The sequence below is a fragment of the Snuella lapsa genome (genome assembly GCF_039539345.1).
Lineage (GTDB): Bacteria > Bacteroidota > Bacteroidia > Flavobacteriales > Flavobacteriaceae > Snuella > Snuella lapsa.
Genome location: NZ_BAABCY010000064.1, coordinates 37634 through 53890, shown reverse-complemented (window position 1 = coordinate 53890; position 16257 = coordinate 37634). Strand labels below are relative to the sequence as shown.

At 43.6% G+C, this 16257-nt stretch carries 11 protein-coding genes; 4 read left to right on the top strand and 7 right to left on the bottom strand.

The window, feature by feature from the left end:
• Window positions 1-4 precede the first annotated feature (4 nt).
• Together ABD792_RS11915 and ABD792_RS11910 are read right to left on the bottom strand one after the other, a co-directional pair.
• Entirely contained in the window at window positions 5-1921 is a 1917-nt protein-coding gene (locus tag ABD792_RS11915) for an ATP-dependent nuclease (RefSeq protein ID WP_345006321.1), read from the bottom strand.
• A 277-nt stretch (window positions 1922-2198) separates the two neighbouring features.
• Window positions 2199-2432, bottom strand: a complete 234-nt coding sequence (locus ABD792_RS11910) for a helix-turn-helix domain-containing protein (RefSeq protein WP_345006320.1) — start codon at window positions 2430-2432, stop codon at window positions 2199-2201.
• A gap of 830 nt (window positions 2433-3262) precedes the next feature.
• Here ABD792_RS11910 and ABD792_RS11905 point away from each other — a divergent pair.
• The 3 genes from ABD792_RS11905 to ABD792_RS11895 are packed head-to-tail and all read left to right on the top strand — an operon-like array spanning window position 3263 to window position 10071.
• The gene (locus ABD792_RS11905) at window positions 3263-6313 is read left to right on the top strand and encodes a SusC/RagA family TonB-linked outer membrane protein (RefSeq protein WP_345006318.1); all 3051 of its coding nucleotides are present in this window, start codon (window positions 3263-3265) and stop codon (window positions 6311-6313) included.
• Between the two features lie 10 nt (window positions 6314-6323).
• Window positions 6324-7727 (top strand): RagB/SusD family nutrient uptake outer membrane protein, encoded by a 1404-nt coding sequence (locus ABD792_RS11900; protein WP_345006316.1) that lies wholly within the window; start codon window positions 6324-6326, stop codon window positions 7725-7727.
• On the top strand, window positions 7714-10071 hold the full coding sequence (locus ABD792_RS11895; protein ID WP_345006314.1) for a zinc-dependent metalloprotease: 2358 nt from the start codon (window positions 7714-7716) through the stop codon (window positions 10069-10071). Before ABD792_RS11900 ends, ABD792_RS11895 begins: the two co-directional genes overlap by 14 nt.
• 97 nt (window positions 10072-10168) lie before the next feature.
• On the opposite strand, the gene ABD792_RS11890 is transcribed toward ABD792_RS11895, so the two are convergent.
• The 5 genes from ABD792_RS11890 to ABD792_RS11870 all read right to left on the bottom strand — a co-directional run bounded on the left by ABD792_RS11890 (window position 10169) and on the right by ABD792_RS11870 (window position 13644).
• On the bottom strand, window positions 10169-10432 hold the full coding sequence (locus tag ABD792_RS11890) for a DUF6520 family protein (RefSeq protein ID WP_345006313.1): 264 nt from the start codon (window positions 10430-10432) through the stop codon (window positions 10169-10171).
• A gap of 83 nt (window positions 10433-10515) precedes the next feature.
• Entirely contained in the window at window positions 10516-11637 is a 1122-nt protein-coding gene (locus tag ABD792_RS11885) for a hypothetical protein (RefSeq protein ID WP_345006312.1), read from the bottom strand.
• Complete coding sequence (locus tag ABD792_RS11880; RefSeq protein WP_345006310.1) at window positions 11634-12083, bottom strand: MauE/DoxX family redox-associated membrane protein; 450 nt, start codon at window positions 12081-12083, stop codon at window positions 11634-11636. Before ABD792_RS11880 ends, ABD792_RS11885 begins: the two co-directional genes overlap by 4 nt.
• Before the next feature lie 162 nt (window positions 12084-12245).
• Complete coding sequence (locus ABD792_RS11875; RefSeq protein WP_345006308.1) at window positions 12246-13208, bottom strand: helix-turn-helix transcriptional regulator; 963 nt, start codon at window positions 13206-13208, stop codon at window positions 12246-12248.
• A 43-nt stretch (window positions 13209-13251) separates the two neighbouring features.
• Window positions 13252-13644, bottom strand: coding sequence for a DUF7793 family protein (locus tag ABD792_RS11870; protein ID WP_345006307.1), 393 nt, complete (start codon window positions 13642-13644; stop codon window positions 13252-13254).
• 200 nt (window positions 13645-13844) lie between these two features.
• Here ABD792_RS11870 and ABD792_RS11865 point away from each other — a divergent pair, with 200 nt between their 5' ends.
• On the top strand, window positions 13845-16250 hold the full coding sequence (locus ABD792_RS11865) for an aminotransferase class I/II-fold pyridoxal phosphate-dependent enzyme (RefSeq protein ID WP_345006305.1): 2406 nt from the start codon (window positions 13845-13847) through the stop codon (window positions 16248-16250).
• Window positions 16251-16257 lie beyond the last annotated feature (7 nt).

The window sequence follows — 16257 nt, the reverse complement described above, 5'->3', positions numbered from 1 at the left end:
TATTTTATTTATTGATAAATTCTATAATTCTTGCAGTTAAGTCTATTAGAATTTGAGATTTGATTCCTTCGTTCCATGCTAACTCTAAACTCTTTGCAATCGCTAGAGGATTCTTTTTTAATCCACCTGCATTTCCATAAAATGCAGCTGCTTCGTCTTCATGTTTTTTTAAATCCTGTCCGAGTTCATTAATAATTTCATTTGTCAAGTTGGTTTGCCATGCGGTCAAGTCATCTTTAATTACCGTACTTGCAAGCCACTCGTCAACATCTGCATAGTTTTTTAATGAGAGAATTGCTTTGTTGTCTTTTTTATGTTTTGGAACCTCATGTTCCGTTGTTTTATCAGTATCACTATCGTAGACAACGAAAGTTGGTATGTCAAGAAGTTTTGCCATTGCTAACGGCTTGATTAACTTGTTTTTCCCTTCTACGGGAACAATGTGACAACCATGGCGCCTGAACTCGGTCATACCACCTGTTAGGAGCAAGTAAGAGCTTATGTATGCAATATCTTCATGACCTTCAACTAAAATTAATTTTTTGCAGAAGAACATTTCATTAACAACTGGATTTAGCGAAGGGTAAAGTTTGGCAATCATTCCACTTTCAGTCACAAGCTTTTCTCCAACAGAATGTAATTCTGTGGCCAAAGATTCATAGGTCAGTCTTTTAATTTTTGTTTCACTCGGTTCTCCTTCTTCACGAGCAAGTCTAATCTTATCAAAGCTATCGCCTGGAATAAATAGAGGACTATGTGTACAGATAATAATTTGAGAATTTGATTCAGATAACTCAATTAAAGTTTCGGCCAAATACCTTGCCTGTGGTGGGTGCTGAAATAACTCAGGTTCTTCAATCCCCATTAATAAAGTAGGAACGTTTTCAGAGTCAAACATTGATAGCTCCTGAAGCAAAGCGAGCATATACGAGCGTTGCAAGCCATGTCCAAACCTTGACAATTCACCTTCAAATCCCCTTTCACCAACTTTAAGTCCTGCTAAGGGTTCTTCAATTTTGATTGATTTGTCAGGGTCTTGTTTCCACTGAATTGAAGCGGTAATATTTGGGTGTGCCCAATTTGATAATCTATTCTGTAGAGAACCCGAAATATCATCAAGAGTTTTTTGCTCTGCGTCTAAGAGCTTCTGATATTCAGCTCGCACATTGTTTCTCAAATCCCTAATGTTCTCGTCAAAAGATACTTGAGAACGGACAGTTCTAGCTAGTAATTGTCCTAAAGCTGATTTGGTAGACTCTTCACTTTCTTCAGTTGCATCTTTTATCGCTGGGACAAAAATCCATTGAATGTGAGATTCTAATTTATTTACTCCGCGTGAAACCCCATAGAATTGGTCTTCACTTGGTATTAAGATACATTTTTCAGGGTTTTTGCTCTCGTAATCATGTAATGCGGATATCATATCTGCCTTTGAATTGGCACTAGAAATGTCCTCATACTTTTCCTTAAATGATTTGAATATTTCCTTTAATTCCGCTGCTTTTGCGCCGCTTTTATCAGCTTCAAAAAACTTTCGGAACTCCTCCATTCCTAATCTGTTTCCAAACTGCTTTACATCTGCCTTTTCAGTAATAGCATCATAAACAGCAATAGCCGTTATTATCAATTTATCTTGTCGAACATAATCTGCCAACTCTTCTTTCGCTTGGTCTGATAAGGCAGAAAAAGTAACAGTAATTCTAATCGGCTGACTTATATTGGCATGGTGAAAGTCATTCGCTGAAAGTTTAAGCAAATCGGTTTGACTGTCTTTACTCTGTCTAAAGAATAAATTAAGTGCATGAAAAACTGTCGACTTACCAACTCCATTTGGACCTACAAATGAGGTGTAATCATCAAATTCAATTATTTCGTCTTTAAAGGCACGGAAGTTTTCTATTCTTAATGATTCAATTTTCATTGGTAGGTTCTTTTACATGAAGCACAACAATTGAATATAGTTACCTTGATAACTATATTTCCATTATACGTATCCAAATATACGTATAATATTCTTACGTATTAAGTGGTTTTTTCAACTTTATTTCTTAAGAAAGTAAGAAGTTTAATGGCAACAACATTTGCATTTACCAGTCAAGCATTTTGTAGAAATTGAGTACTATGGTATAAATAAAAACAGAAAACTTACAAAGTTTTAAATCGGGTAAATTATTGGATAAATATTGAGGTTTTAAAATCTAGGAACCTATCAATCTAAAAAAATCGGATAGTTTGATACCTCTTGATTCACAGATTTTAATTAGTGTCTCAACAGGTATTCTATATCCATTTTTACTTTTTATTTTCCGAACAGTGCTTTCGTCAATGTTATGCTTGATTGCAAAAGAATTTTGAGACTTACCTTCTTTTAACCAAGGGAATAGCCATTCCTTGGTAATATAACTACATATTTTCTCATTGATGTTCGTCATATTAGCAAAGGAATGTTATGGTATTTAAAATATTTCGGTCGATAGACCGTAATTTGAAATATTTTATTATCTTAGCCATTGAATAATTATTTTTGCAATTCTTCAGATAGAAAAATATTAGAAGCAATTGCTTTGAATCTCAACTTGAAAACTGGTAATTTTTGCAACGAGATGATAAGTAACTTTGCTCACGACCTAGGCGTGAGCTCTCTTATCGTTGCACGGTATACCAGTACCTCAAGTTGGTAAGTTGAGTCTCACGCTTTTTGTTTTAGCCGTGTTACCTTCTTTTCTTAGCGTTGTTTTAGTTTCGGGGCATTGCAATGGGCATTTTAAATTTAAATGGTATGCAACACCGGTTTTATTTTGTAAAACAACACGCAGGCTTCCAGCAGTTTTTATTGTTGGGGCTTACGGTGTTCGATATCCTGTTTAAAAAGAAGCCCAAAAACCCTATATAAGCTATTTTTGTTATGGGATTGACGTTACACATACATTTTTCGGAACCACGCAACCCTTTTTTATCCCATAATTAACGTATCCACACCAATTGTATCCGGACAAACTTCGATTAATAGCCATTAGTACATGCGCTTTCAAAGGCCCTTTTGCCTTATCTGTTTTGGGTTAGTCACTTACGTACAGGGCATCCCTGTATAAAAACAGAGCCGTAAAGGGGCTGATGAAGGCCACTTTAAACTGGTATTAACTAAACCCTTTTTTGCCTATGTACAGACACTAAAAACAACAAAACCTCCTAAACAACTTTCACACGGTTCATAGGAGGCTTAGCGATCAAACAAATTAATGTTTAACTCTAATTCAAAATTATGAAAAATAATTATGTTAAGAGGCTTAAATGCTTCTTAAAGTATACCCTTATCTTAATGGGTGTCGTCTCATTTACCTTAAACAACACTTATGCGGTTAAAAGGCGACCGCAAATGGTGACATCCGTTAACCAACAACAGGTGGTTAAAGGCGTTATTACAGATCCCGAAGGCGCACCGCTGCCTGGTGTAAGTGTCCAAATAAAAAACACCAATAAGGGCGTGGTGTCCAACTTTGATGGGAGCTACCAAATAGAAGCACCTGCTACTGCCGTCCTGATGTTTTCCTATATTGGGTATGGTACCCAGGAAATCACAGTCGGTACCCAAACCCGGATTGATGTAGTACTCCAACCCGAGCTTACCGATCTGGGCACGGTTACCATCAATGCGGGATATTATAAAGTCTCCCGGAAGGAGAGTACGGGGAGTATTGCCCGGATCACTTCAAAAACTATAGAACAGCAACCGGTAAGCAATCCGTTGGCTTCTCTCCAGGGGCGTATGGCCGGGGTGGAGATCACTCAAACATCGGGTGTTCCCGGGGCCAGTTTTGAAATCAGGATCCGCGGCCGGAACAGTATCCGGTCTAATGGTAACGAACCTCTGTATATTATTGATGGGGTGCCCTATGCGTCGGCGACCCTGGGAGACCGGCAAACATCGGCCTCGATCGTTCCCGGCATCGGCTTTAGTCCCCTTAATAATATCAGTCCGTCAGACATCGAAAACATTGAGATCCTTAAGGATGCCGATGCCACGGCCATTTATGGATCGCGCGGTGCCAATGGGGTGGTACTGATCACCACCAAAAAGGGCAAAATGGGCAGTACGGCCTTTCGGATCAATATAGCTACCGGTTTTGGCAAAGTGGCCAATAGGATAGACCTGCTGGATACCGCCGAGTACCTGGCCATGCGCAAGGAGGCCTATGCCAACGACGGGATAGACCCGCTCCCGTTTAATGCCTACGATGTTAACGGGACTTGGGATACCAACAGGCATACCGATTGGCAAGAGGAACTCTTTGGGAAATCCGCTTACCTTACCAATGTAGAGGGAAGTTTTTCGGGAGGGAACCGGCAAACGCAGTTTTTAATTAGTGGTAACTACAACCAACAGACCACCGTTTTCCCGGGCGACTTTAACAACGATAAGATTTCCGTGCTCAGCAATGTGAGCCACCAGTCCCAAGATGATAAATTGGCACTGCAATTTTCGGCAAACTATACCTTAAACGATAATAACCTGCCTGCAATAAGCCTGGTACGGGAAGCCGTACGCCTGGCACCCAATGCCCCGGACATATACAATGCCGATGGGTCGCTTAACTGGGAAAACTCTACATGGAACAATCCGCTTAGGAATTTGGACAGTAAATACCTTGCCAATGGTTCCAACTTGATTAGTCATGCATCCATAAATTATAAGATATATAAAGGTCTGGAAGCGTCTGCCAGTTTAGGGTATACCCAGAGCAGACTCAAGGAACTGAGGACCATCCCGTCCACAACCTTTAATCCCGCTTATGGTTTGGGTAGCGAGTTTTCATCGGCCATTCATAACAATGCCAACCGGGACTCCTGGATTATTGAGCCCAAGCTACAATGGCATGCAGAAAATACCCATACCAAAGTGCAAACCCTGGTGGGGTTGACGTTCCAGGAAGAAAACAGCGACCGCTTATCGCAATTTGCCAGCGGCTTTACCAATAACAGCTTTATTAAAAACCTGGCGGCTGCATCCTCCATCTTTATATTGGGCGATACAAAAGCGCAGTACAGGTACCAGGCTCTTTTTGGGCGTATCAACCTGAACCACCGTGGGAAGTATATTCTTAATTTAACGGGACGGCGAGACGGATCCAGTCGCTTTGGCTCCGATAAGAAGTTTGCCAATTTCGGTGCGGTGGGGGCCGCCTGGATATTTTCCAAAGAAGCCTTTGTGGCAGAAGCATTGCCCTTTTTAAGTTTTGGTAAGCTTAGGGGGAGTTATGGTACCTCGGGGAACGACCAGATAGGGGATTACCAGTACCTGGATACCTATGCCTTTGGAAATGCCCCATACCAGAACATCGTGGGGATACGTCCCTTAAGGTTGTACAATCCCGACTTTAGCTGGGAGTCCAATAAAAAATTGGAACTGGCCATCGAACTGGGGCTTTGGAAGGACAGGATCTCCTTAAACGCTGGTTTTTACCGCAACACCTCTTCCAACCAACTTGTGGGCATTCCATTACCGGGAACCACGGGCTTTAGTACCCTAAATGCAAACCTCGATGCCACTGTTGAAAACAAGGGCTGGGAATTCGAGCTGCGCTCGGTGAACATCAATGGTGATCACTTTAAATGGACTACCGATTTTAACCTGACCATTCCCAAAAATACCCTGTTGCAGTTTCCCGATCTGGAAGGTTCTACCTATGCCAATACCCTGGTGGTCGGGCAACCCTTGAATATCCTGAAATTATACGGGGCCAATGGGGTCAATCCCCAGACAGGTCTGTACGGGTTTACCGATTTTAACGGTGATAGCACCATTTCCGCCCCGGATGACAAACAGGTGGTAAGTGACCTAAACCCCAGGTATTATGGCGGTATCAACAACAGCATGTCCTATAAAAGATTCAAGTTGGACTTGCTCTTTCAGTTTACCAAACAACAAGGGCTGGATTACCTGGCCACCAACGGGATTACCGGGGCCATGCTTAACCAGCCAAAGGCTGTGCTTGAGCGTTGGAAACAAGCAGGCGACCAAACCACCGTGCAGCGCTTTACCAGTGGGCTCAACCCCGAAGGGCTGACGGCCTATATTAATTATACCCAGAGCGATGCGGCCGTTGTGGATGCGTCCTATGTGCGCCTAAAGACACTGGCTTTATCCTACACGGTTTGTAACAAGGAGACCAATAACCTTGGCTGTACACTCTTTTTAAGGGGGCAAAACCTATGGACACTTACCGACTATAATGGCCTTGACCCGGAAAACCGTAACAGTGCCACCGTGCCACCGCTACGGTTTATCACTTTAGGGGCACAATTCACCTTTTAAAACATATACTATGAAGACGATTTTTAAATTAATACCCAGTATGGGAAGCCCGGCATTAACGTTGGTGCTGCTCATAACCACAATCTTCTCTGCCTGTGAGGACTTTGTGGAGATCGCCCCACCAGACAACCAGCTTACCGGAGCCATTGTGTTTGAGGACGCGGCTACCGTAAATGCGGCTTTGGCCGATATCTACGCGCAGCTAAGGGATGGCGCACTTACCAATGGCGGGACATCGGGAGTTGCCCACCTATTAGGGCATTACACCGATGAGCTCACGCTCTACAGTACCGCCTTGCAGCAAGTACAATTTTTCTATGATAATAACCTATTGGCCACCAACAGTGCCGTGCTGGGCCTTTGGAACAGCAGCTATAACCTTATCTACGCCACCAATAACATCATAGAGAACACCAAAAAGGCATCGGCATTGACGCAGGAAGATAAAGACCAATTTCTGGGGGAAGCCTATTTTATCAGGGCATTTGTGCATTTTTACCTGGTGAACCTCTTTGGGGATATTCCCTATGTCGAGTCAACCGATTACAGGACAAACACTAAGGTCGCCCGGCTTAGCGAAGCCCAGGTATACCAAAAACTGATCGATGACCTTGTGCTGTCCAAATCCTTATTGCCCGAAAGCTATGTCGGGGCAAACAGAACGCGCCCCAACAAATGGGTAAGCGCAGCGCTCCTGGCGCGCGTTTATCTCTATGATGAAAAGTGGAGCCTTGCCCTTGACGAAACAACACAAATCCTTTCAAATGGGGACTATGTACTCAATACCGAGATAGACCAGGTCTTTCTAAAGAACAGCCCTGAGACCCTTTGGCAATTCGATGCCGGCATCGCGGGAGCCAATACCATTGATGCGCAGACCTATATTTTTACAAGTGGCCCACCGCCCAACAGTGCCCTGTCCGATACATTTATGAATGCTTTTGAAAGCGGGGATGCCCGTTTTACACATTGGACAGGAGCCGTTACCAATGGGGTCGATACTTGGTATTACCCCTTTAAGTATAAGCAGAATAGTAATACGGGAACCACCATGGAGTGTTCCATTGTTTTCAGGCTGGCCGAGATATACCTTATGGCAGCAGAATCCAATGCACAATTGGGGCATACAAGCGAGGCTCTGGAACAACTAAACGCCATAAGGGAGCGGGCAGACCTGGCAGCCCTAACCGATACGGACAGTGCGTCCCTTCTGGAGGCTATTTTCCAGGAACGCAGGATAGAGCTCTTTACCGAAATGGGGCATCGCTTTTTGGACCTGAAGCGTACCGATAGGGCAGATGCCGAGCTGTCGCCGATAAAGCCCAATTGGCAATCTACCGATGTACGGTTACCGATCCCGGAGTCCGAACTCATTTTAAACCCTAATTTGAACCCACAAAATGATGGCTATTAAAAGAATCCCCCAAAGCACCTGGTACGAACTGAAAGCTGTTGACTTGACCTTCAACAGTGTGCTATTGTTTTCAGTTATTGTTTTGTTGGCTACCTGCTCCCTATGGGGGCAGGTCGGCCAATTACCCACTCATGGCCTTCGGGCACCCCATAATTTTATAAAAGCCCATTTAGAAGATGGTAAGCTATACTTCGAACTCAATAAAAGTTTATTGGGGAAGGACTTATTGTTTGTAAGGCACAATGCGGGCTATAAGCAGGTGGCCTTTACCCAATACAAGGACCAAATCTTTTTAGAGACCCCGAGAATTGAATCCCTGACCGGGGTTATGATTTCAGTAAACAACGACCCCACCATAGAAAAGGCGATCATTGGGATGTTTCCGGTTATAGCCGAAAAAAGTACGGAAAATAGCGTCTATATCGATGTGACGAATTTGTTCCTAAAGTCACATATACCCTGGTATGCTGGTTTAAATGAAACCTTGCTTCCTAATGTTTCCGCGATAGAGGAGGTGCAGTATCTGGAAAACGAGCTCATCATCAAGGCAAGGTACTTCCTGTCAGGCAAAGCAGGGTATTTGGAAAAGTTGGTCAATTATAGTTTCCTCATGCTACCAGAGCCCATGAGCCCGAGGTTGTGGGACCACCGTATGGGTTATTTTATAGATGAAGAGCTAAGCCCGATCAATTATTTTCCCAAAAGCGCCAGGGGAAGTATAGAACGATGGCGTTTGGAGAAGAAGCATAAGGACAAAAAAACAAGCGATCCCGTAAAGCCCATTACCTTTTATTTGGATACCAACATTCCCAATAAGTGGAAACCCTATATAAAAGCGGGGATCCTTGAGTGGTTGCCCGCCTTTGAGGCCGCAGGCTTTAAAAATGCCATTAAGGTTGAAGAATGGCCCCGGGGAGAAACAAACCGGCAGAGTGTTGGGTATTCCGTTGTAAGATGGACAAACAAAGAGGGTATTCGGGGAGAAGATACCGATGGTGGATCGACGGTGTCCAAAATAGTGGACTTAAGATCAGGTGAAATTTTAAAATGTGATATCATTATAAAAAGCTCCTATGAACGCCTTTCGGATGACTATTTTATAAGGTGTAGCCCCTTGGACAAGCGCGCACAACAGTACCCGTTTCCCGATGACCTCTTGGGGGAGCTTATCCAATACGTTGTGGCGCATGAAGCAGGGCACGCCTTTGGTCTCAGGGATGCCAACTATGGTGAATATACCTATCCGTTCGAAAAAATGCGGGACAAGCAATGGCTCCGAGACATGGGACATACACCAAGTATCATGACCTATGCACGGCATAACTATTTGGTTCAGCCTGAAGACGGCGTACCACCGGCTTTGTTGGTCCAGAAGCTGGGGCCTACCGATATTTACAACATTAAATGGGGCTATGAACCCTTTCCCGGTATCAGCACGCCCCGGGACGAAGGGCCCAATTTGGAAAAAATGGTCCGGGAGCAGGATGCCGTTCCCTGGTACCGGTATAATATCGGGCAATATGAAAAAATAGGCCCGGACTGCAGCAATAACGTAGCCGATAATAATGACCCCATAAAGAGTGCCGAACTGGGGCTGTTAAATATGGAAAGGGTCATCGCGCTTTTACCCGTGGTGACAAAGGCACAAATCGATAATGTGCTTTTGGAACGCTTATACAATAAAACGGTAATACTGTGGTATGAGCAAATGCAACATGTTATGTCCTTAATTGGGGGCTATTCCACGCACTATAAATCGGGTGACCAGAAAGGGCCTGTTTACACACCCATACCCATGGACACCCAGGAGGAGGCTATGGCATTTCTATGTGCAAATGCCTTTAATGTACCAGACTGGTTAACTTATCCCAGCTTTAGCAGTAGGATTAAATATTCCACATCGGAGGATAAAGTACTGTCCTATCAGCTAAAGTTATTATCGGAAGTTTTGGAGCCCTTGAGGCTTAAAAGGATAGCGCATACGATGCTGGCTTCTGGCGAAGAGGATACCGTTAAAGGGCTACTTAGCATGTTGCGACTGGGGCTTTGGAGCGAATTGACCCAAAAGGACATTAATATTGGATACCGAAGACAGGAATTACAGAGTGCCTATATTGCTTTTTTGACAGGGGCCATATCCAAACAAAAAAACTATGCGTCTCCAACACCAACTGATAAGTACTATGTAATTAGTGATTACGCCAAGAGCGTATTCATTTCGGAAGTAATGGCATTGCGAAAGGATATCGTAAATACGGGCAGTAGCGTTAAGGACGGTATTACTTTTGCCCACCTAAAGCGTTGCTTGCAACACATTGATAGTATTTTAAAGGAAAGTAATTGAGCATAATTAGGTGTTTAAACCGTTGATAATGGTATAAACAATCTTTAAAAAGGAAAGGAGCCAAGTGCCCCTTTCCTCAACTAACTAACCAAAATCCCTATGGTTTGTATACAATTAAGGGGCATGTTGTTTGGCCCGGAAATTGTTTTGCATAGGCTTGTTGTCCTTGTGCATTAGTACATACCAGATCACCTGTTGGTGAACAATCGATGCGTTCTGTACAAGGTACTGGAGCATCGGTGTAGCCATCTATAGTAGCCATACTAACGGCTTTTGAACTGGCAGAAGTGGAAAAGGCACTGGTTAGGGCAAAAAGGATCGCTACAACCGGAATTAACAATTTAGACTTGAACGTTTTCATAATTATTGTTTTTAAATAAATAGTATGACCTACTCTTTTCTACAGGTTTTCGGTCTCATCCCTGTTACCGGCCGGTAATTTTTTTATTCGGGGCTTCTCTCATAGCCATTGGCCATGTTCTGGGCCCTTAAGGGTTTTTTAAAATGTGTGGGCTTTAACCGGAATACCGAAAGCTCGTCCTCAATTATGGCCACCAGACGATCCCCACAGACGGTAAACGCCTTTACCTTTTTTTTACCAATGGTATAGAGGTAAAAGCTGAATTGGTAGGTTTGTTTGTTCCAGTTGTAAACATCGATTATGGCGGCCTGGTCCAACATGGCCTTATCCTCATATTTGCCAAGCCTGTCGGATTGGACCATGACCAGGTCCTGATATAATACGGCTCCCTTATTTATTTGCAATGGAGGGGCTTTCATTTTGATTTCGCCATGGGCGTTTCTTTGGGAGAGCTGTATCTTTGCCACCTGAACGGTATCTATGGTTTCTGCGCGGCGCAACAGCTCCAGATCGGGGTTCATGACCATGAATTGGTTACGGTAGAAGTAAACATAGCCCAGTTGGGAGTTGTCCCCCGAGACCAGCATGGTACCGTCAACGTCAAACATACCGTCCAATTGCCGCTCCAGGATGTTTGGGTTTAAGGTTACATTGAATGTCCCTTCCTGCTTTTCGATTATCCCAAGTACGGCCTCGTTTGTTTTACTGCTGATGGTCTTTATGTATAAGGTATTGGGATCAATGGGGAGGGCACGGGTAAAATAGGCATGGTCTTTCATCCAAAGGTGGGCTTTCCAGTCCGTGATACTGCCACGAAAGATACAGGGAACACTGCCATCCATTACAAAGAAGTAGGGGGCGAGAATCCCTATCCTTATGGAGCGGAAAGGCAAATCAGGTTCGTCCAATTTAATCCGGATATGATTCGTGTCCTTGGTTATTAAGTTGACCTCCAGAAGGTGCAGGGGAGCGGTCGTATTGCCCAAATACAGGAGATCGTTCGCATGTCCGGCAATATAATAGGAGTTGTACTTCAGGTCAAGGTCGTATGTTTTGCTAATGGGGTGGTGGGGATATCTTCTGATAAACGCATTGTTACGGTGCATTTCATTTTCGGAGAGCAGAAACAAGGTGACCATACAGGCAATACCCAGTAACCCTAAGATGGCCAATCTGATAAGCGTTTTACTGGTGATGGCTTTCATGGGGCAGTGGTCTTAAAGGTTGCTAAATGCCGTTCGGTATGGATGGTCCCAAAAATGACCATGATCGTTAATACCAGATTGAATACAATATGCTCTGTCCAGCCCAAATCTTCCAATACCCCACCACAGGAACAGGGGATATAATCACTGAAATTGAGAACGAGCACGATATACGTGGTGAACATGGTCATTAAAGTAAAACTACCGTAAAAGGCATACAGTGTATATTTCGGAACGAGAAAGAGTCCTGCAAGGGCCAGTTCAAGAAGGGGAATGCCCCAGGCTACCCAATCGGCATAGGCCGTTAGGATCGGTGATTGGCCAAGTTGGATCCTAAATTCGTTAAAATCAATGAGCTTGCTCGTGGCAGCATAAACGAACAATATAATGTATATGGTTCCTATTGTTTTTGTGATAAAATGAAGACTTGCCTTTGAGCTTTTCATATCTTTTGAATTGATTTGATAAAGTTCGTGACAAAAAGTTGTGCTTTTGGGAGTTTTTATTGTAAAAAGCGGATTATCAGTTGTTTGTTGGGTTTGGGGGGCAGGTCTTTGAGGACGCTACAGGGACGGTCTGTCTTGTTAAGCCTCTTGGGGCGTGTAGGTTCAGCTTTTCTTTCGAAGTTCGCTAGGGGTATAACCGTATTTCTTTGAGAATGTTTTTGAAAAATAGGAATTGGTCTTAAACCCCACCATGAAAGCGATGGTCTTAAGGGGTATGCTGCTGTACTGGACGAGCATCTTGGCCTTGCGCAAGCGTTCCCTAATTAAAAATTGATGGACGCTCACACCATACAGTTCCTTGAACCCATGCTTTAGCTTAAATTCATTGGTCCCAAGTAGTAAGGCTAAATCCTTGAGGTTGGGGATGTCCTTTTCTAGATTGTTCATGATAAAATCCTGGCCATTACGGATCTTGTTCAAATCGTCCGAACGAAGCGTTGGTCTGGATGTTTTTGGGCCAGCATCACGTTTAAACGGTATTTGTTTATTGCTTTTAAAATTGACAATACTTTTTTTGAGCTCTTTTTCCAGTTCGTATGCACCTTTTGTTTGATGGATGATCGTTACGAGTGTTTGTTTCGTGGCATTGTCAATTCCTTTAAAGCTCGTAATATAACAATTGTCGGAAACCAGTAAGTTTTCATTTGTCCTAAAGGTAAGCAATGCGGAAGTGTCACAGCCCCCTTTATTGTTCAGTCGTTTCCATGTCCTCGTCCAGATATCCCTTGAATCCTTGGTTAGGTAACTTTCAAAGGGGCGGTCAATGATATTTGAATAGGTGTCCGCCAATATGGTACATGCCTTTTGATTGGTCATTTTGATAATGGCCTGCCCATCAAGTAAAAAGCACATCTGAACAATATGCTTGGTGGTGCCCCTTGGCCTGATATGCATTTGATTTACCAATGATTCCTGTATTTCTTCGGCAAGCATGTTCAAAATGACCGACATGGCCTCTAGGTTATCTTCCCTGTCGGAACGCTCTAATCGGAAGAAAAAGTTCCCATTGGCCATTTCCAATAGCATACGCAGGATTTGTTGCATTCGGTCTTCTTTATCTGGCATGGGGTCTGTTTTTTAATTGATATTTTGGGGCACACCAATTCGGTCAGGGATGCCTTTTATTCTTAAACTGATTTAAAAAACGTTTAGCCTCTGTTGGTTCTGTAAATGCTCTTGTTGGTACTGCGGGCTTATTTGCCGTTAGGTAAAATTCGGAGAGCCAGGTCGATACGGGAGGCTTAACTATAAAAGCTACTGCGCTAACCAGTACCGAACCTTCGATGGCAAGGTAGTCCCTTGCAGATTTGTCAACGGCCTTGACCCCATGTATATCGCATAGCACGGGATAGGGTCGGTCATTCTGGAGGCTAAGCCTATCCTCAACTATTTTAACAGCTGCATTTAAATCGATATATACACCCGTTTTATAGGTTATATGCATTATGCCGTCATCAATGGAGTAGGTAGCATAGCCATTTTCTAAATGGTTTGATTTCATAGTGGGCAGAAAACTGGTTCATTGATAAAGTTACTAAAATTTATATATATTTTCTTATAAGTTGGGTACGTTGCATTGCAAATACGGTGCTTTCAGTTGTAAGAAAGGGATTAAAAGTTGTAAAAAACGGATTAACTAGTTTGACTATTCTATAATTTCCAACAAATGCCATTAAATTTTATGTCCCTAAATCAAAAATCATGGCAAAGATAAAACACAACAACTTTTTGGAAACCGTAAACGAGGTGTTTACGGATGCTACCAATGAAGGCGTACTGCACCTTTATGCAAACGACAATGACAGACCCGGAAGAACCATTATCGTAAATGGCAAGCGTTTGTTCCATTTTGGAACGACCGGATATTTGGCACTCGAACAGGATCCCCGGCTCAAACGGGCAGCGATAGCGGCCATTGAACAGTATGGAACCCAGTTTCCCCTTTCCAAGACCTACATTTCCCATCCGCTGTACAGGGAACTGGAAGCGGCCGTGACCCAAATGTACGGGCATCCCATTATCATTACCAAGAACAGTACATTGGGGCATATCGGGGTTATCCCCAGTGCGGTCGATGACCGGGATGCCATTGTACTCGATCACCAGGTGCACTGGAGCGTACAGAATGCCGCCCAGATCCTGAAAAATAGGAGCGTTCCCATAGAACTGGTACGACACAATAACCTGGATATGCTAGAGGACAAAATAAAGAAGTACGCCAATACGCGTCAAAGGATCTGGTATATGGCCGATGGGATCTATTCCATGTACGGGGATTATGCCCCGGTAAAGGAATTAATGTTCTTGATGGACAGATACCCCCAGTTGCACCTGTATTTCGATGACGTCCATGGGATGTCCTGGACGGGAAGGAACGGCACGGGCTATATTATGAGCGAAATTGAAGAACCCACCGACCGGATGCTCCTCTTTGGGACGCTCAGTAAGACCTTCGGTGCCAGCGGAGCGGTATTAGTATGTAAGAACAAGGCCCTTTACAAAAAGATAAAGACCTTTGGAGGCCCTTTGACTTTTTCGGCCCAATTGGAACCTGCCTCAGTGGCAGCAGCCACAGCATCGGCAAAAATCCACTTATCCCCGGAAATTTATAGACTCCAAAAGGAGTTGAACTCAAGAACAAAGTATTTCAACGAGCTACTGAAACAAACCGATCTACCATTGATTGACAATAACAACTCCCCGGTTTTTTATATAGGAACCGGTATGCCAAAAACAGGGTATAATTTTGTAAATCGATTAATGAATGAAGGCTTCTTTGTCAACCTGGGCATTTTCCCGGCCGTTCCGGTAAAGAATACCGGCGTGCGCATTACCATTTCCCGTCATAACCAGTTTGAAGAGATCAAGGCCTTGGTAGATGCCATGGTTTACCACTATCCCAAAGCCCTGGAAGACACCCATACCACTAAGGAACGCGTATACCATGCGTTTAGGTTGCCCTATAAAACCGTTACGGCATATCCTGAAAATAGCCAGTTGGCAATACAATTGGAGGACTCTGTTGATAGCATTGATAAGAAACAGTGGGACAATCATATGAAGGGGCAGGGCACCTTCGATTGGATGGGCCTAAAATTTTTGGAAACTGTATTTTCAGGGAATGCTTTGAAAGAACATAACTGGAAGTTTAAATACTTGTGCATACTGGACAGTGACCAAGAGCCCGTCCTAATGACGTTCTTTACCGTTGCCCTATGGAAGGACGATATGTTCTCCAAGCCCGGAGTATCCCGTATGGTCGAGGCCAGCCGCATGAACGATCCCTATCACATGACCTCAAAAGTATTGAGCATGGGGTCGCTTTTTACCGAGGGACAGCATTTATTTATCAATGAAGCGCACCCCCTGAAGGAGCAGGCCCTCCATCTTATGATGCGAACCCTTGAATCCATGGAAAAGACCTGCGGGGCAAAAATGCTCGTATTAAGGGACTTTTCTGTTAATGGAACTTTGAATGCCTTTTTCCATGGCCAGGGCTTTGTAAAGCTAAATATGCCCGAGAGCTGCTATATAGAACTTCAGGAAGGGGTGGATATAGCATCCCATATTGCTAAACTGTCAACACGTAACCGAAAGCACTATAAGAAAGAAATTGCTGCTTTTGAACCTTTGTTTGAGGTTCGGATATTAAAGCAATGTTCGTTGGAAGAGCTGGATCAAATGGAAGCCTTGTATGAAAAAGTGAGGAAAAATAACCTTGGACTGAATACCTTTTCCTTTCCGTCAAAATTATTTTCCATAATGTCCGGCCATCCCCAATGGGAATTTATCACCTTACGTTTTAAAACAGCTCCCGAAAAGATCATTGGCGTTATGTTCTGTTATAACAATTTGGACTTAACCTACGTGCCTGCCTTTATCGGGATGGATTACCAATACGTCAGGTCGCACCATACCTATAGGCAGTTGCTCTTCCAAACGATAAAGCGGGCTATGGCCATGGGTTTTAAACGCATTGACCTGGGCATGACGGCAGCTTTCGAAAAGCGTAAACTGGGAGCGACCGTAACCGAAAAGGTGGCTTACCTGCAAACAGCGGACAATTTTATTTTGGACCAATTGGGAGTAATGGAACGCCAACAGTAGAGTGAGT